13 protein-coding genes are annotated in these 16,101 nt (G+C 71.9%); 3 read left to right on the top strand and 10 right to left on the bottom strand.

Annotated features, from left to right (window positions below; genetic code table 11):
• Positions 1 to 180 precede the first annotated feature (180 nt).
• Positions 181 to 1,188 carry a stage II sporulation protein M gene (locus tag QUY26_RS24110; protein ID WP_289950070.1) on the bottom strand — a complete coding sequence of 336 codons (1,008 nt, stop codon included), beginning with the start codon at positions 1,186 to 1,188 and terminating at the stop codon, positions 181 to 183.
• Between the two features lie 111 nt (positions 1,189 to 1,299).
• On the opposite strand from QUY26_RS24110, the gene QUY26_RS24105 reads away from it, so the two are divergent.
• The gene (locus QUY26_RS24105) at positions 1,300 to 2,244 is read left to right on the top strand and encodes an RDD family protein (RefSeq protein WP_289950067.1); all 945 of its coding nucleotides are present in this window, start codon (positions 1,300 to 1,302) and stop codon (positions 2,242 to 2,244) included.
• Between the two features lie 73 nt (positions 2,245 to 2,317).
• Here QUY26_RS24105 and QUY26_RS24100 read toward each other — a convergent pair whose 3' ends face one another.
• Both QUY26_RS24100 and ahcY read right to left on the bottom strand, forming a co-directional pair.
• The gene (locus QUY26_RS24100; protein WP_289950063.1) at positions 2,318 to 2,932 is read right to left on the bottom strand and encodes a hypothetical protein; all 615 of its coding nucleotides are present in this window, start codon (positions 2,930 to 2,932) and stop codon (positions 2,318 to 2,320) included.
• A gap of 261 nt (positions 2,933 to 3,193) precedes the next feature.
• Positions 3,194 to 4,648 (bottom strand): adenosylhomocysteinase, encoded by a 1,455-nt coding sequence (gene ahcY / locus QUY26_RS24095; RefSeq protein ID WP_289950061.1) that lies wholly within the window; start codon positions 4,646 to 4,648, stop codon positions 3,194 to 3,196.
• Positions 4,649 to 5,016: 368 nt separating this feature from the next.
• On the opposite strand from ahcY, the gene QUY26_RS24090 reads away from it, so the two are divergent.
• Positions 5,017 to 7,161: a fructose-specific PTS transporter subunit EIIC gene (locus QUY26_RS24090; protein WP_289950059.1), complete on the top strand. Its 2,145-nt coding sequence runs from the start codon at positions 5,017 to 5,019 to the stop codon at positions 7,159 to 7,161.
• Between the two features lie 70 nt (positions 7,162 to 7,231).
• Here the strand turns inward: QUY26_RS24090 and QUY26_RS24085 are convergent, their stop codons facing one another.
• From QUY26_RS24085 to QUY26_RS24055, 7 genes are all read right to left on the bottom strand, one after another.
• Complete coding sequence (locus tag QUY26_RS24085) at positions 7,232 to 8,191, bottom strand: cation diffusion facilitator family transporter (RefSeq protein ID WP_289950058.1); 960 nt, start codon at positions 8,189 to 8,191, stop codon at positions 7,232 to 7,234.
• A gap of 124 nt (positions 8,192 to 8,315) precedes the next feature.
• Complete coding sequence (gene manA, locus QUY26_RS24080; protein WP_289950057.1) at positions 8,316 to 9,467, bottom strand: mannose-6-phosphate isomerase, class I; 1,152 nt, start codon at positions 9,465 to 9,467, stop codon at positions 8,316 to 8,318.
• A gap of 165 nt (positions 9,468 to 9,632) precedes the next feature.
• Positions 9,633 to 10,985, bottom strand: coding sequence for an SIS domain-containing protein (locus QUY26_RS24075; RefSeq protein ID WP_289950055.1), 1,353 nt, complete (start codon positions 10,983 to 10,985; stop codon positions 9,633 to 9,635).
• A 96-nt stretch (positions 10,986 to 11,081) separates the two neighbouring features.
• Positions 11,082 to 11,258, bottom strand: coding sequence for a Trm112 family protein (locus QUY26_RS24070; protein ID WP_289950054.1), 177 nt, complete (start codon positions 11,256 to 11,258; stop codon positions 11,082 to 11,084).
• A gap of 266 nt (positions 11,259 to 11,524) precedes the next feature.
• Positions 11,525 to 12,895, bottom strand: coding sequence for a phosphomannomutase/phosphoglucomutase (locus tag QUY26_RS24065; RefSeq protein ID WP_289950053.1), 1,371 nt, complete (start codon positions 12,893 to 12,895; stop codon positions 11,525 to 11,527).
• 149 nt (positions 12,896 to 13,044) lie between these two features.
• On the bottom strand, positions 13,045 to 14,661 hold the full coding sequence (locus QUY26_RS24060; RefSeq protein ID WP_289950051.1) for an L-lactate permease: 1,617 nt from the start codon (positions 14,659 to 14,661) through the stop codon (positions 13,045 to 13,047).
• A gap of 284 nt (positions 14,662 to 14,945) precedes the next feature.
• On the bottom strand, positions 14,946 to 15,323 hold the full coding sequence (locus QUY26_RS24055; protein WP_289950049.1) for a DUF3499 domain-containing protein: 378 nt from the start codon (positions 15,321 to 15,323) through the stop codon (positions 14,946 to 14,948).
• A gap of 310 nt (positions 15,324 to 15,633) precedes the next feature.
• On the opposite strand from QUY26_RS24055, the gene QUY26_RS24050 reads away from it, so the two are divergent.
• On the top strand, positions 15,634 to 16,092 hold the full coding sequence (locus tag QUY26_RS24050; protein WP_289955969.1) for a metallopeptidase family protein: 459 nt from the start codon (positions 15,634 to 15,636) through the stop codon (positions 16,090 to 16,092).
• The last annotated feature ends 9 nt before the right edge of the window (positions 16,093 to 16,101 follow it).

Genomic DNA, 16,101 nt, shown 5'->3' with positions numbered 1-16,101 from the left:
CCGATTCATCGGGATGGCTTCTCGATGAGATGAGATTCAAGAAGCAGGCAGATTTTAACTGCCGCCGCGCGAGCTGTCCAGCTCTAGGCAACTGTTCGAATCTACCTCCTCGGATCTGCCATGTCAATGACTTTTCCGGGGCGAAGAGGAGACTAGCAGCTCAGAGGCGACGTGCGCACATCACGCCGCAGTGGGGACCGTGGCGCTCCGCTCGTGCTCTTCCACGTCGCCCGTCTCGCCTTCGCGCGCGGCTCGGCCGCCGAGGACGTAGACGTACACGAGGAACGCCGCCTCGGCGGCGATGCCGATGCCGATACGGGCCCAAGTGGGGAGGCCGGACGGGGTGACGAAGCCTTCGATGGCGCCGGAGATGAGGAGGACGAGGGCCAGGCCGATGGCCATGCCGAGGGCGGAGCGGCCTTCCTCGGCCATGGCGGTGCGGCGGGTTCGCGGGCCCGGGGCGATGAGGGTCCAGCCCAGGCGGAGGCCGGTGCCGGCGGCTACGAAGACCGCGGTCAGCTCCAAGAGGCCGTGGGGCAGGACGAGGCCGAGGAAGGTGTCGAGGCGGTCGGCGGAGGACATCAAGCCGATGCCGACGCCCAGGTTGAGCATGTTCTGGAAGAGGATCCAGATGACGGGAAGGCAGAGGAACGCCCCCAGGACCAGGCACATCGCTGCTGCCTGGGCGTTGTTCGTCCATACCTGGGCGGCGAAGGACGCCGCCGGGTGGCTGGAGTAGTACGTCTCGTACTCGCCTCCGGGGCGCGTGAGGTCGCGCAGCTCCGAGGGGGCGGCGATGGAGGACTGGACTTCGGGGTGGGTGCCTATCCACCAGCCGATCACGGCGGCCAGGGCGATGGAGAGCAGGGCTGTGGGTACCCACCAGTGACGGCTGCGGTAGACCGCAGCGGGGAAACCGTGTGTCAGGAAGCGCGTGGCATCTCTCCAGGAGGCGCGGCGCGTGCCTGTCACGGCGCTGCGGGCGCGTGCCACCAGTTGGGTGAGACGGCCGGTCAGCTGTGGGTCCGGGGCGCTGGACTGGATCAGGGAGAGGTGCGTGGCCGTGCGCTGATAGAGGACGACGAGTTCGTCGACCTCGGGGCCGGTGAGACGGCGTTGGCGGCGCAGCAGGGTGTCCAGACGGTCCCATTCGGCCCGGTGTGCGGACACGAAGACGTCGAGGTCCATCGGTTGACTGCTCCTCGGCTTCTCGTACTGCGGCTCTGGTGGTGCGGCGCGATCGATAGTCAGCTTGGCAGACTGGCGGTTCCGGGGGCAGCAACGGGAAGGGCGGCAGGCGTGAGTGAGCTGGTGACGGGCGAGGCGGTGGCGCTGGAACTGCGTCCCGCGAAGTTGCCGAGTCGTGCGCTGGCGGTGCTCATCGACATGGTCGTGGCCTGGTCGGCGTATCTGGCGGTGACGCTGGGGCTGCTGGCCGCGGCCGGGTCGCTCGACGACGCCGCGGTCGCCGCGATCGCGGTGGCGACGTTCGTGCTGGTGCTCGTGGGTGTGCCGATCGCGGTGGAGACCCTCAGCCACGGGCGGTCGCTCGGGAAGCTGGCGTGCGGGCTGCGCGTGGTCAGGGACGACGGCGGGCCGATCCGGTTCCGGCACGCGCTGGTGCGCGGGGCGATCGGGGTCGTGGAGATCCTCATGACGTTCGGGGTCGTCGCGTGCATCGCCTCCTTGGTGTCGGAGCGCGGGCGGCGGCTGGGGGATGTGTTCGCGGGGACGCTCGTCGTACGGGAGCGGGTGCCGGCGGGGCGTACCGAATACGTGCCCGCGCCGCCGCCGTGGCTCGTGGGGCGGTTCGCCGAGCTGGACCTGTCGGCGGTGCCGGACGGGCTGTGGCTGGCCGTCCGCCAGTACCTGACGCGGATGGGGCAGTTGGATCCGCAGGTCGGCTGGGCGATGGCGGAACGTCTCGCCAACGATGTGGTGGCGCGGACCGGGGCTCCGGCGCCGGAGGGCGTGCCCCCGGCGGCCTTCCTCGCCGCCGTAGTGCACGAGCGGCAGGCGCGTGAGGCGCGGCGGGCGTTCGGGGAGCAGGGGGCGGGGGCGGCTTCTGTGACGGATGCGTACGGGCCCCCGGCCACCGCGCCCGCGCAGCCGCCCCAGCCCACCACCACACCCGCGCAGCCCCCTCAGCCCACCGCCGGACCCGCTGCGCCCCCGGCCTCTCCCCCTCCCCCGGTGCCCGAGAAGCCCGCCCGGCCCTCGACGGGCTTCGTGCCGCCCGCGTAAGCCCGATTCACGTCTCATCAGCCCGGTCCGCGGCCATCCTCCCGCTCCGCGGCTCATGAGCCCGATTCGCGTCTCAGCCGAACACCGACGGCGGCGTCTCCAGGTTCTCCAGCTCGATGCCGGGCGCCGCGAGGACGACGTCGCCGGTGAGGTGGACGGTATGCCTCTCGCCTGTGTCCAGGGCTGTGACCTCGTATTCGTCCACGGTCAGAGGGCCGTTGTCAGTGGCGTGTGCTTCGCTTTTCAGCAGGGCCCAGGACTGGTCGAGGGTGCGGGGGGCGAGGACCGGGTCCGTGAAGGCGACCAGGCGGACGCGGGTCGCGGGGGCAGCGGGGGCGAGCCGCAGCAGCCGGGCGGTGGCGACGAGGAAGGCGGGGGATGTGCCGGTGATGGCGTGAGCGGGGGCGTTGCGCTCGTCGGCGTGGGCGCCGGTGGCGTCGGTCCGGACCCAGGTGACGCCGTCCAGGGCGGCGGCGCGCACCTGCCAGCCGGAAGCGTGCAGTTCGAGTCGGATGGGGCGGCCGAGTTCGTCGATGGCCAGGTCGACGGAGCCCGCGTGGTCGCCCGAGGGGGTGGTGCGCTGGGCGACATAGCGCCAGCCGGAAGGGCCGGGCGCGCAGTGGAAGTGTTCTTCGCCGAGAGGGGTGTGATCGTGCGGATCGTGAAGCGAATATCGGCCGCGGGGCATGGTGCGTGGTCCTTGTCGGGCGTGGGGCGGATCGTCCCCGTGGGCGCCGCTACGGGGGCAGGCCCCCGCCCCGGTGGGCGAGGGCCTGCTGGAGGCGTACTGCCGGGCGGCCGCCGGGTGTGACCAGGTCCCGGGTCAGGAGCGGGGTCGCATGACCAGGTCCCGGGTCGGGAGTGGGGTCACGGACCGGGTTCCGAGGCAGGGCCAAGGCCTCGTGGCCGGGGCCCGTCGGGGTGGTCGCGGTGGCGGCCGGGGCCGGGGTCAGTAGCGGTAGTGGTCCGGCTTGTACGGGCCCTCGACCTGGACGCCGATGTACGCGGCCTGCTCGGGGCGGAGCGTCGTGAGCTTCACGCCGAGCGAGTCCAGGTGCAGGCGGGCGACCTTCTCGTCGAGGTGCTTGGGGAGCACGTAGACGTCGGTCGGGTACTCGTCGGGCTTGGTGAACAGCTCGATCTGGGCCAGGGTCTGGTCCGCGAACGAGTTGGACATCACGAAGGACGGGTGGCCGGTGGCGTTGCCCAGGTTCAGCAGGCGGCCCTCGGACAGGACGATGAGGACCTTGCCGTCGGGGTGCGTCCAGGTGTGGACCTGCGGCTTGACCTCGTCCTTGACGATGCCCGGGAGCTTCGCGAGGCCGGCCATGTCGATCTCGTTGTCGAAGTGACCGATGTTGCCCACGATCGCCTGGTGCTTCATCTTGGCCATGTCCGAGGCCATGATGATGTCCTTGTTGCCGGTCGTGGTGATGAAGATGTCGGCCGTCTCGACGACGTCGTCGAGCGTCGTGACCTGGTAGCCGTCCATCGCGGCCTGCAGGGCGCAGATCGGGTCGATCTCGGTGATGATCACGCGGGCGCCCTGACCGCGCAGGGACTCGGCGCAACCCTTGCCCACGTCGCCGTAGCCGCAGACGACCGCGGTCTTGCCGCCGATGAGGACGTCGGTGGCGCGGTTGATGCCGTCGATGAGGGAGTGGCGGCAGCCGTACTTGTTGTCGAACTTCGACTTGGTGACGGCGTCGTTGACGTTGATCGCCGGGAAGAGGAGCTCGCCGTCGCGCTGCATCTCGTACAGCCGGTGGACGCCGGTGGTGGTCTCCTCGGTGACGCCGCGGATCTCCGAGGCGAGCTGGGTCCACTTCTGCGGGTTCTCGGCGAGCGTGCGGTGCAGGGTCTGGAGGATGACGCGGTGCTCGTCGGACTCGGCGGTCTCGATCGCCGGGACCTTGCCGGCCTTCTCGTACTCGACGCCCTTGTGGACGAGGAGGGTGGCGTCGCCGCCGTCGTCCAGGATCATGTTCGGGCCGCCGGTGGGCGTGTTCGGCCAGGTCAGGGCCTGCTCCGTGCACCACCAGTACTCCTCGAGGGTCTCGCCCTTCCAGGCGAAGACCGGGATGCCCTGGGGGTTGTCCGGGGTGCCGTTCGGGCCGACGGCGACGGCCGCGGCGGCGTGGTCCTGGGTGGAGAAGATGTTGCAGGACACCCAGCGGACCTCGGCGCCGAGGGCGACGAGGGTCTCGATGAGGACGGCGGTCTGCACGGTCATGTGCAGGGAGCCCATGATGCGGGCGCCGGCGAGCGGCTGGCTGGCGGCGAATTCCTTGCGGATCGCCATCAGGCCGGGCATCTCGTGCTCGGCGAGGTTGATCTCCTTGCGGCCGTAGTCGGCGAGGGAGATGTCGGCGACCTTGAAGTCGTGGCCGTTGGCGGCAGTCATTCTGAGCTGCTCCTCGTGATCGGTCGAGGGTGGGCATGGCTGACCTGCGGCGTCGGGGCACAAGGGTGCACCGCCGCGCGCAGCGCAGTCCGTCGGAGGCCCTCTCTCCCTCGGCCGGTCCAGGTGCGGACCGCCCGACCGCCATCAGCAGCGACGTCTGGCACTGTCACGAATCTACACCGATTGGCGCAGCGCGCCCCAGCCCGCCTCGTGCCGGACTGTGGCCGAATCGAGGAGGGAACAAAGGTCCAGAGACCCCGCCGAACCGGGACCTTTGCGCTTTTGAACTGGTCCGCGGGTGTTGCAGGATGCCTGGAGATCGGGAGCATGCGCGCGATCGATTTTGGCCAAGGCGTTAGGAGATCCACGTGACCAGTCCGGCCGACCCCGTGGCAGGCGGGGACCCCAGTGGGCACCCGCGGCTGAAGCTGCTCGCGGTGACCGCATGTCCGACGGGCATCGCCCACACGTACATGGCGGCGGAGAAACTCCAGCAGGCCGCCGACAGCCAGGGCATCGAGATGAAGGTGGAGACCCAGGGCTCCATCGGGGCTGAAAACGTATTGACTGACAACGATGTCAGAGATGCCGACGGCATCATCGTCGCGGCCGACAAGGACGTGGACCTGACGAGGTTCGCGGGCAAGCGGGTGCTGTCCGTCGGGGTCTCCGAGGGCATCAGTCACCCGGAGCGCCTGATCGAGCGGGTGCGCAGCGCGCCCGTGCACGCGGGCGGTGGCGGCGCCGGGGGTTCCGCTTCAGCGGGCGGCGGCGGGGGCGCGGGCGGCGGCCGGGAGCGGAGCGTCGCGTACAAGGCGCTGATGAACGGCGTCTCGTACATGATCCCGTTCGTCGTGGTCGGTGGTCTGCTGATCGCGATCTCGCTGTCGCTGGGCGGGCACACCGACCCCAAGGGGGGTCTGGTCATCCCCGACGACTCGTTCTGGATGCATGTGAACCAGATCGGGGTCATCGGGTTCACGCTGATGGTGCCGATCCTGTCGGGGTACATCGCGTACGCGATCGGGGACCGGCCCGCGCTCGTGCCCGGCATGATCGGCGGGTGGATCGCCAACACCGGTGAGCTGTACGACTCCAAGGCGGGGGCGGGGTTCATCGGGGCGATCGTGACCGGGTTCCTGGCCGGGTACCTGGTGTTGTGGATCAAGAAGGTCAAGGTCCCGAAGTTCGTCCAGCCGATCATGCCGATCATCGTGATCCCGATTCTGGCGACGAGCGCGCTCGGGCTCTTCTTCATCTACGTCATCGGCAAGCCCATCTCGTGGGTGTTCGAGCATCTGACGGACTGGCTCAGCGGGATGACCGGGACCAGCGCGATCCTGCTCGGCGCGATCCTGGGGCTGATGATCGCGTTCGACATGGGCGGGCCGGTCAACAAGACCGCGTTCCTGTTCGGCGCGGGGCTCATCGCCACCGGCAACCAGACCGTCATGGGCATGTGCGCCGCGGCGATCCCGGTGATGCCGCTCGGGCAGGGGCTCGCGACGCTGATCCGCAAGCGGCTCTACAGCGAGCAGGAGCGCGAGACCGGGCTCGCGGCCCTGTTCATGGGCTTGTTCGGGATCTCCGAGGGTGCGATTCCGTTCGCCGCGGCGCGGCCCGCGCAGGTCATTCCGGCGAACATGCTGGGCGGAGCCGTGGCCGGTGCGGTCGCCGGGCTCGCAGACGTGAAGGACGCGGTGCCGCACGGCGGGCCGATCGTGGCCGTCCTCGGGGCGGTCGGTGGTGTGCCGATGTTCTTCGTGGCTGTGGCGCTCGGCACTGTGGTCACGGCGCTGACGACGGTGGCGTTGGTGGACATCAGTGAGCGGAAGCGGCGGGCGGAGCCGTTGGCCGGTGGGGCGAGTGGGGACGCCGAGCCGGCGCTCGCCGGGGTCGGGGCCGGAGTCGGTGCCGCGGATGTCCCCCCGGCGGCACCGCTGCGGAAGTCCCCTGCCGCGCCTGCCCCTTCGGCGCCCGCTTCCTCGGCCGACGCGCCTCATCCTTCGACCGACGCGCCTCAGGCGTCCGCCGACCCCGTGGTGGCTTCCGGTGGTGAGGTGCTCTCCGGGTATCTGACCGAGCAGACCGTCAAGGTCCGGCTCGACGCCGACGAGAAGGAGGCCGCGATCCGGGAGCTGGCCGGGCTGCTCGCGCGGACCGGGAAGGTCGTCGACGTAGAGGAACTGGTGCGGACCGCGCTGCGCCGGGAGGCGCAGGGCACCACCGGGCTCGGGGAGGAGATCGCCATTCCGCACGCCAAGACGGATGCGGTGACCTCGCCGGTCGTGGGGTTCGCCCGGTCCGCCGAGGGCATCGAGTGGGGGGCGCTCGACGGTACGAAGGCCAAGCTGATCTTCATGATCTCCGTGCCGGAGGCGGCCGCGGGTGATGAGCATCTGCGGATTCTGGCGATGCTTTCGCGGAAGCTGATGGACGGAGGGTTCCGGGAGCGGCTTGAGGCCGCGCCGGACGAGAGGGCTGTGCTGGAGGTGCTGCGCGAGGTGCAGTGAGGGCGAGTGCGCCCGTACGCGGGCCGTACGTCGAAGGGCCCCGCACCGAAGTGGTGCGGGGCCCTTGCCGTCAGTGGCCGCCTGGCGACTTCGCCGGGTTCGTGCCCGCTGCCGCCGCTTCCGCGTTGTAGATGTCCGGTTCCAGGTAGATGACGCGGGCGATGGGGACGGCGGCGCGGATGCGGTCCTCGGCCGCGTTGATCGCTTCCGCGACCTCGCGGGCCGTGTCGTCGTGCTGGACGGCGACCTTGGCGGCGACGAGGAGTTCCTCGGGGCCGAGGTGCAGCGTGCGCATGTGGATGACGCCGGTGACGGTGTCGCCGTCGACCAGGGCCCGCTCGATCTTCGCGACCTCTTCGGTGCCCGCGGCCTCGCCGAGGAGCAGCGACTTGGTCTCGGCGGCGAGGACGATCGCGATGAGGATGAGCAGGACGCCGATGCACAGAGTGCCGATGCCGTCCCAGACGCCGTCACCGGTGGCGAGGGCGAGGCCGACACCGCCGAGCGCGAGCACCAGGCCGACGAGCGCGCCGAGGTCTTCGAGGAGTACGACGGGCAGCTCGGGGGCCTTGGCGCGGCGCACGAACTGGGTCCAGGTGAGCTTGCCGCGCAGGGCGTTGGACTCCTTGATGGCCGTCCGGAAGGAGAAGGACTCCGCGATGATCGCGAAGACCAGGACGCCCACCGGCCAGTACCAGTGCTCGATGTCGTGCGGGTGCTTGATCTTCTCGTAGCCCTCGTAGATGGCGAACATGCCGCCGACGGAGAAGAGCACGATGGAGACCAGGAACGCGTAGATGTAGCGCTCGCGCCCGTAGCCGAAGGGGTGTTGCGGGGTCGCCTCGCGCTGGGCCTTCTTGCCGCCGAGGAGCAGCAGGCCCTGGTTGCCGGAGTCGGCGAGCGAGTGGACGCTCTCGGCGAGCATCGAGGACGAGCCGCTGAAGAGGAACGCCACGAACTTCGCCACCGCGATCGCGAGATTGGCGGCGAGTGCCGCCACGATCGCCTTTGTTCCGCCTGACGCACTCATGTGTGCCCGATGTCCCTTCGCCTGCGTCACTACGCCTTGCCGCTGCGCCTTGCGCGCGTCCGGGCGCTGCTCCGCCCGGCCTTCGCGGTGGGTCATTGTTGCAGCACGGGACGCGTGCGGTGTCTCAGGCCACCACAGTGGCGCGGAAAACCGTGCCTGCCCCGGACACTTCCGTCTTTTCACCCGCGGGGACGAACGCGGACCGTCCCGGCGCCAGGGCGATGTCGCCCACGCGGACCTCGCCCGCCGTGCACAGCAGGATCTGCGGGGTCGCGGCGGTGAGGTCGTGGGCGGCGCCGGCCTCGGGCAGGACGAAGCGGGAGAGGCGGAACTCGTCGATCGGGGTCTCGTAGACCTCCTCGCCGTCGGGGGACGCCTCGGGGCGCAGTACGCCGGGGTCGGTGGCCTCGAAGCGGACGACGCGCAGGAGTTCGGGTACGTCGACGTGCTTGGGGGTGAGGCCGCAGCGCAGCACGTTGTCGGAGTTGGCCATGATCTCCACGCCCAGGCCCTGGAGGTAGGCGTGCGGGACGCCGGCGCCGAGGAACATGGCCTCGCCGGGCTGGAGTCGGACGTGGTTGAGCAGCATGGCCGCGATGACGCCGGGGTCACCGGGGTAGTGCCGGGCGATGGCGGCGTAGGGGGCGTGGTCGCCGCCGATGCGCTCGGCGGCGGCCGCGGCCTCGGTGACGGTCTTCGCCATGTCGTCCGGGTCGGCGGTGAGCACGGCCGTCAGGACCTCGCGCAGCGCGGCCTCCTCGGGCTTGGCGTGCAGCAGGTCGACGTACGGCTTGAGGGAGTCGACGCCGAGGCCCGCGAGCAGGTCGGCGGCCTCGGCGGGGGCGCGGAAGCCGCAGAGTCCGTCGAAGGGCGTGAGCGCGCAGATCAGTTCGGGCTTGTGGTTGGCGTCCTTGTAGTTGCGGTGCGGGGCGTCGATGGGGACGCCGCGGCGCTCCTCGTCGTCGTACCCCTCCTTGGCCTCTTCCAGGTTCGGGTGGACCTGGAGGGACAGGGGGGCGCCGGCGGCGAGGATCTTCAGGAGGAAGGGCAGGCGCGGGCCGAACTTCGCGACGGCGCGCGGGCCCAGCTCGCGCGCCGGGTCCTCGTCGATCACCTCGTTGAGCGGGCCGCGCTCGGTGCGCGAGGGTGCGCCCGGGTGGGCGCCCATCCACATCTCGGCCTGCGGCTCGCCGGTGGGCTCGGCGCCCGTCAGCTCCGCGATGGCGGTGGTGGAACCCCAGGCGTAGGGGCGGATGGTGTTGGTGAGGCGGTCCACGGGGAGGTCTCCCTTACGGGTGGTGCGGGTACGCGGGTGCGGACGCCCCGGCCGGGGCGGTCACCCGTGGTCGGCGTGCGGTCTCGGTCGGCGTGCGGTCACGTCGGACACCCGTCACGGTCGGCGTGCGGTCGCGTCGGCACGTCCGTCACGGTCGGCGTGCCGTCATGATCGGCCCCCGGAGGCGAGCGCCAGGTAAACGGCCGCGAAATCCGTGATGGCGATCAGCTCGGCGAGGCGTTCCAGGTCGCTGCCGTCTCCCGGTTCCAGCTCGCTGAGCGGGGTGTCGTGGCTGCGGGCGAGTTCGCGGGCGGCGGGCATCGCGGTCAGGCCGCCGGCGTCGGACGGGCGCTCGCGGAGCAGGACCACGCGGGCGCGGAGCGCGGCCGGTTCGTCGACGCGGTCGCGGAAGAAGTCGTCGCGCTCGGCGCCGCCCGCGATGCCGCCCACGAGCAGCGCGGCGTGCGCGGGCAGGGCCTCGGGCAGCTCGGCGGCGAGCGCGGCGTGGCCCGCGAGTTCGGCGAGGGCGGCGGCGAAGCGGCGGCCCGCCATGCCCGCGGTCTGCCCCTCGCTCCAGATCAGCGGCAGCGACTCGGACAGCTCGACGGCGAGCGTCTTCGCGGGGTTGCTGTACGTCGTGATGGCCGGGCCGCAGCGCTCGGCCACGTCGTCCAGGCGGTCGGCGACCTTCTGGAGGGTGTCGACGGGGGCGGCGATGAGGCCGGTCCGGTCGAGGAGGACGAGCAGCGGCGTGAGCAGGGCCCAGAGGGTGCCGGGGGCGGCCGCGGGGGCCTCCGGCGGGTCGTTGTGCGGGGAGGTCAGCGGACCGCGGTCTTCCAGTACGCCGTGGGCGGCGCCGGGGCGGCCGAGGCTTCCGGGTTCGGCGGGGTCCGGCTGCGCGGGGCCGGTGGGGTCGTGGGGCCCGCCGGGGCCGCCGGGGTCGGTCCGCGCGGGCCCCGCGGGCTCCTCGTGCGTGCCGACGCGGCTCTCCGCCTCGCCGTACGTCGTCCCGTACGCGGCCACGGGCGATGCGGCCATCGGGACCGTCAGGCCGTGCGAGCCCTCGACGCTCTCGGCCAGCGGGGTGCGGGCCGGGGACACCGCGACGACGGTGCAGCCGCGGCGGTACGCCTGCTCGGCGAGGAGTGTCAGGCCGGGCTCCGTGCCGTCCGGGGTGACGATGAGCAGCAGGTCGACGGGGCCCGTCCAGCCGGGCAGGGACCAGCGCAGCGCGCCTGCGGCGGGGGCGACCCCGGTGGGCGCGAGGCGCACGACGGGGCAGCCGGTGCCCGCGAGCGCGCCGATGAGGTCGGCCACGCCGGTCGCCGCGGTGCCCGGGCCCGCGATCAGGACGGCGCGGGGGCGGCCGTCCGGCTTGAGGTCCGTGAGGCCGGACTCCGTGGCGTGCCGGACCGCGGTCCGCACCCGGGCGCCCGCCTCGGCGGCGCCGCGCAGCAGATCGTGCAGGTCGGCCCGGGCCAGGGCCCCGGGATCTTCAAGGAGCGAGTCGTCGAGCATGAGGGCGGCCTCCGATCGCCGTGCGACGGCGGGTGGCGGGCTGGGTGGTCGTACGGGGTGCCGGTCGCGGCTTCGTACGGTGCGCCTCTTCGATCGTTACTCGGGGCGGCGGGCCTCGTCGACCAGGAGGACGGGGATGCCGTCGCGGACCGGGTAGGCCAGACCGCAGTCCGGGCCGCTCGCCGTGCAGACCAGCTCCGTGTCCGTCTCCTTGAGGGGGGCGTGGCAGGCCGGGCAGGCGAGGATCTCCAGGAGGCCGGCTTCGAGCGGCATGGTGCGGGGTCCCTTCGGGGTGGGGCGGGTGGGGCTTGTGGCCTGGTCAGGGTACCGCTGGCCGGGGGCCTTGGGCGGGGGCGAGGCGGGGCTTCGCTCCGGATGCCCGGGGGGGCGACGCTTGTTCCTTCGGGTGCGGCCCGTGGTGCGTTGGTGCCCACCTGCCAGTCCGCGCCCGCAGCCGCAGGCCAGCCGTTGCTGTCGGTGTCCTGCGCACCCCCGCGTGCGCAGGACACCGACAGCAACGGCATGAGGGTGGTCGTGGATCAGCCTCGGATGATCGCCAGGGCCTCGTCCCGTACCCGCGTCATCGTCTTCTCGTCGCGGGCCTCCGCGTTCAGGCGGAGGAGGGGTTCCGTGTTGGAGGCGCGGACGTTGAACCACCAGTCGGTGGACGTGACCGTCAGGCCGTCGAGGTCGTCGATGGTGACGTCGTCCTGGCCCTCGTACGCGGAGCGGATCGCCGCGAGGCGCGCCGCCTGGTCGTCGACCGTGGAGTTGATCTCACCGGAGCCCGCGTAGCGGTCGTACTGCGCGACGAGGCCGGACAGCGGGCCGTCCTGGCCGCCTAGGGCCGCGAGGACGTGCAGCGCGGCCAGCATGCCGGTGTCGGCGTTCCAGAAGTCGCGGAAGTAGTAGTGCGCGGAGTGCTCGCCGCCGAAGATGGCGCCCGACTTGGCCATCTCCTCCTTGATGAAGGAGTGGCCCACGCGCGTGCGCACGGGCGTGCCGCCGTTCTCGCGGACGACCTCGGGGACCGACCAGGAGGTGATCAGGTTGTGGATGACCGTGCCGGAGCCGCCGTGCTTGGCGAGTTCGCGGGCGGCGACCAGGGCGGTGATCGCCGAGGGGGACACCGGGCCGCCGTTCTCGTCGACGACGAAGCAGCGGTCGGCGTCGCCGTCGAAGGCGATGCCGAGGTCGGCGCCCTCCGCGCGCACGCGCTCCTGGAGGTCGACGATGTTGGCCGGGTCCAGCGGGTTGGCCTCGTGGTTGGGGAAGGTGCCGTCCAGCTCGAAGTACATCGGGACGAGCGTGAGGGGCAGGCCTTCGAAGACGGTGGGGACGGTGTGGCCGCCCATGCCGTTGCCCGCGTCGACGACGACCTTCAGGGGGCGGATGGTGGTGAGGTCCACCAGGGAGCGCAGGTGCGCCGCGTAGTCCTTGAGGGTGTCGCGGCGCGTGAGCGTGCCGGGGGTCACCGCCGGGTCGGGGGCGGGGGCGCCCTCGTCCGACCAGCGCTCGACCAGGGCGCGGATGTCGGCGAGGCCGGTGTCCTGGCCGACCGGGGCGGCGCCCGCGCGGCACATCTTGATGCCGTTGTACTCCGCCGGGTTGTGCGAGGCCGTGAACATCGCGCCGGGCAGGTTCAGCGCGCCCGACGCGTAGTACAGCTGGTCCGTCGAGCACAGGCCGATCTCGGTGACGTCGACGCCGCGCGCCGCGGCCCCTCGCGCGAAAGCGCGGGACAGACCGGGCGACGAGGGCCGCATGTCGTGCCCGACGACGATCGCGTCCGCTCCCGTCACGCTCACGAAGGCCGCGCCGAACAACTCGGCCAGGGACTCGTCCCACTGGTCCGGGACCACCCCGCGCACGTCGTACGCCTTCACGAGCTGGGACAGGTCAGCAGTCACGGCAACCCTCTCTGCAAGGTTCAGGGAGCTCGGCAAGCCCTCGTCGGTGGCAACAAACTACCCGCAACGCCGGAGGGGAAGCGGCGCCAGGGCGGCATCCCGTCAGGACATCGGGCGGCATCCCGTCAGGGCATCCGGGCCGCATCCCGTCAGGGCAGCATCCACCCGAGGACCGCGGTGCTCTGCCCGACCACGATGAGGCACATCACCAGGAGCAGCGCGATGCTCCAGGGCAGCACCTTGCGCAGCAGGTCGCCCTCCTTGCCCGCGAGCCCGACGGCCGCGCAGGCGATCGTCAGGTTCTGCGGGGAGATCATCTTGCCGAGGACGCCGCCCGAGCTGTTCGCGGCGGCGAGGAGTTCGGGCGAGAGCCCCGACTGCTCGGCGGCCGTCACCTGGAGCGAGCCGAACAGCGCGTTGGCGGAGGTGTCGGAGCCGGACACGGCGACGCCGAACCAGCCGAGCACCGGCGAGAGGAAAGCGAGGCCCGCGCCCGCGTCGGCCACGAAGTGCCCGATGGTGGCGGCCTGTCCGGAGAGGTTCATGACGTACGCGAGCCCGAGCACGCTCGTCACGGTGAGGATCGCGAACCGCAGTTCGCGCACGGTCGCCAGCCACTCGCGCACCGCCACGCGCGCGGGGACGCGCAGGACGACCGCCGCGCCGACGCCCGCGAGGAGCACGAGCGTGCCGCCGGTGGACACGACGGGCAGCGAGAAGGCGTTGCCGCCGACCGGGTCGCCCGCCGGGTCGGCGACGTTCAGGAAGGGCCAGTCGAAGGTTCGGGTCGCCTCGGCGAGGAAGTCCTTCACGGGCGGGATCTGGGCGACGGAGAAGATCGCGACGATGAGGGCGTACGGGGCGTAGGCGCGCAGCACGTCCGGGCGCGGGTCGTCGTGGTCCAGGTCCGTGCTGCGGGCGCCGGTCAGGACGGCGGCGCGGACGGGCTCGGCGGCCGGTTTCCGGGCGCCCGGGACGGCGACGAGCGCCCCCGCGCCCGCCAAGGCGGCCCCGATGTCGGCCAGTTGCGCGGAGACGTAGTTGGAGGCCGCGAACTGGGCGGCGGCGAAGGCGAGTCCGCAGGCCGCGGCGGGGATCCAGGTCTCGCGCAGGCCGCGCCGCCCGTCGACGAGGGCGACCAGGAGGAGCGGCACGACGAGGGCGAGCAGCGGGGTCTGGCGGCCGACGACGGTGGCGACGGTGTCCAGCGGGATGCCGGTGACCTGGGCGAGCGTCACGACGGGGGTGCCCATGGCGCCGAAGGCCACGGGGGCGGTGTTGGCGACGAGGGCGACGACGGCGGCGCGCACCGGGTCGAAGCCGAGCGCGACCAGCATGACCGAGCAGATCGCGACGGGCGCGCCGAAGCCGGCGAGCGCTTCCAGGAGCGCGCCGAAGCAGAAGGCGATGACGAGCGCCTGGATGCGCGGGTCGTCGGAGAGCCGTCCGAAGGAGCGGCGCAGGATGTCGAAGTGCCGGGTGCGGACGGTCATCCGGTACACCCACAGGGCGTTGACGACGATCCACAGGATGGGGAAGAGCCCGAAGACGGCGCCCTGGGCGGCGCTGGAGGCGGTCTGGCCGAGCGGCATGCCGTACGCGAGCCAGGCGACGGCGGCGGCGACCGCGAGGCCGATGAGTCCCGCGCGGTGGGCCTTCATGCGGACGGCGCCGAGCAGGACGAGGACGGTGAGCAGGGGCAGGGTCGCGACGAGGGCGGACAGGCCGAGCGAGTCGGCCACGGGCTCCAGTTCCTGGACGTACACCAAGCCTCCCCGATTCCGTGATGCGGAAAGGGATCTCTCATGGATGGGAGGAATGGTCGTGTCCGCGCCAACGCCACGTCAATGGGGCGTGCGGGACGGGTTGTTCAAGGGTGAATAACAGCCCTCTACGGAGACGCCGCTCGCCTTCGGAGACGCCGTTCCGACGGAGACGCCGATCCGACCAAGACGCCGTTCCGGCCAAGATGCCGGTCAGAAGTGGCGGTCGCCCACGGAGACGCCGGTGAGGAGTGACGGCTCCCTGCGGCTCTCCACGGAGAAGGGCTTCAGGACTCCGGCGAGCGCAGCACCCGCAGGTGCCCCCGGCGTGCGACCTCCATCGGGTCCGCCGAGCGCGCCCCGCCGCCACCGGCTCCCGCGGCCCGCTCCTGCGGCCGCGCCGCCTCCCGCACGGCGTTGGCGAGCGCTTCCAGGTCGTCGCCGCTGGGCCGGGCCGGTCCCGAGCCGTCGGCCAGGCGGACGACCTCCCAGCCGCGGGGCGCGGTGAGGCGCTCGGAGTGCTCGGCGCACAGGTCGTAGCAGTGGGGTTCGGCGTAGGTGGCGAGAGGGCCGAGGACCGCGGTCGAGTCGGCGTAGACGTACGTCAGCGTCGCGACGGCGGGACGGCCGCAAGCGGTGCGCGAACAGCGACGTACAGGGCTCACGACGTTGGACGGTACCGCACTCTTGAGCGGGCCGCGACGACTCTCCCCGAGGTCACTCCCCCGTGTCGTGCTGTGATCCCGCACACAGGGGCCCTCGGGAACGCGCCACTGACCTGCGGAGACACAAGGGACCAGGGGGACCTGCGGTGTTGAACGCGGTCACCACTCGGTACAAATGCGGCCAATCGTCGCGAGATCGGCGGTCCCGGAGAGATACGCAATCGAGCCCAAGCTTGGCTGGAATGGTCAGGAAGCGACATGCCGTGCTCCGTGCGGAAAGGGCGATCTCGAGGACTACGCTTCCCCAGTGATGGACGACCCCGTACAACCCCGCTCCAGTGAGCCGAGGCCCCGCCGACGCGACCGTCACGGCAGGGGCATGCGCGGCCCTGTGGCGCCTCCGCAGGTGCCGCTCTCCGCCAGCCGCGCGGAGGCCTTCACGGACCTCGTGCAGGACTCCGTGGAGCGCCTGGAGCGGCGCTGGCCGCAGCTCACCGAGATCGACTTCCTGGTACTCGACGTGCCGCCGACCACCGGCGGGGACGCCGGTGACGAGGAGTGGGGCACCGGGACGGTGCCGCTCGGCGGGACGATCTCCGCCTCCGAGGGGCGGCCCGCCCGGGTCGTCATCTACCGGCGCCCCGTGGAGATCCGCACCAAGGGCCGCGACGAACGGGCCGCGCTGGTCCACGAAGTGGTCGTGGAGCAGGTGGCGGAGCTGCTGGGCCTCTCACCGGAGTCGGTGGACCCGCGCTACGGCGAGGAGTAGGAGGTGCAG

Source organism: Streptomyces flavofungini, assembly GCF_030388665.1.
In the GTDB taxonomy this organism is placed as follows: domain Bacteria; phylum Actinomycetota; class Actinomycetes; order Streptomycetales; family Streptomycetaceae; genus Streptomyces; species Streptomyces flavofungini_A.
The sequence above is the reverse complement of the archived record's forward strand: the minus strand, read 5'-3'. Positions and strand labels throughout refer to the sequence as shown.

Coding starts and splice junctions, on each gene's coding strand:
- QUY26_RS24110 (WP_289950070.1), bottom strand. CDS start 1,188: ATGGACCTCGACGTCTTCGTGTCCGCACACCGGGCCGAATGGGACCGT.
- QUY26_RS24100 (WP_289950063.1), bottom strand. CDS start 2,932: ATGCCCCGCGGCCGATATTCGCTTCACGATCCGCACGATCACACCCCT.
- ahcY (WP_289950061.1), bottom strand. CDS start 4,648: ATGACTGCCGCCAACGGCCACGACTTCAAGGTCGCCGACATCTCCCTC.
- QUY26_RS24085 (WP_289950058.1), bottom strand. CDS start 8,191: ATGAGTGCGTCAGGCGGAACAAAGGCGATCGTGGCGGCACTCGCCGCC.
- QUY26_RS24075 (WP_289950055.1), bottom strand. CDS start 10,985: ATGCTCGACGACTCGCTCCTTGAAGATCCCGGGGCCCTGGCCCGGGCC.
- QUY26_RS24070 (WP_289950054.1), bottom strand. CDS start 11,258: ATGCCGCTCGAAGCCGGCCTCCTGGAGATCCTCGCCTGCCCGGCCTGC.
- QUY26_RS24050 (WP_289955969.1), top strand. CDS start 15,634: ATGGACGACCCCGTACAACCCCGCTCCAGTGAGCCGAGGCCCCGCCGA.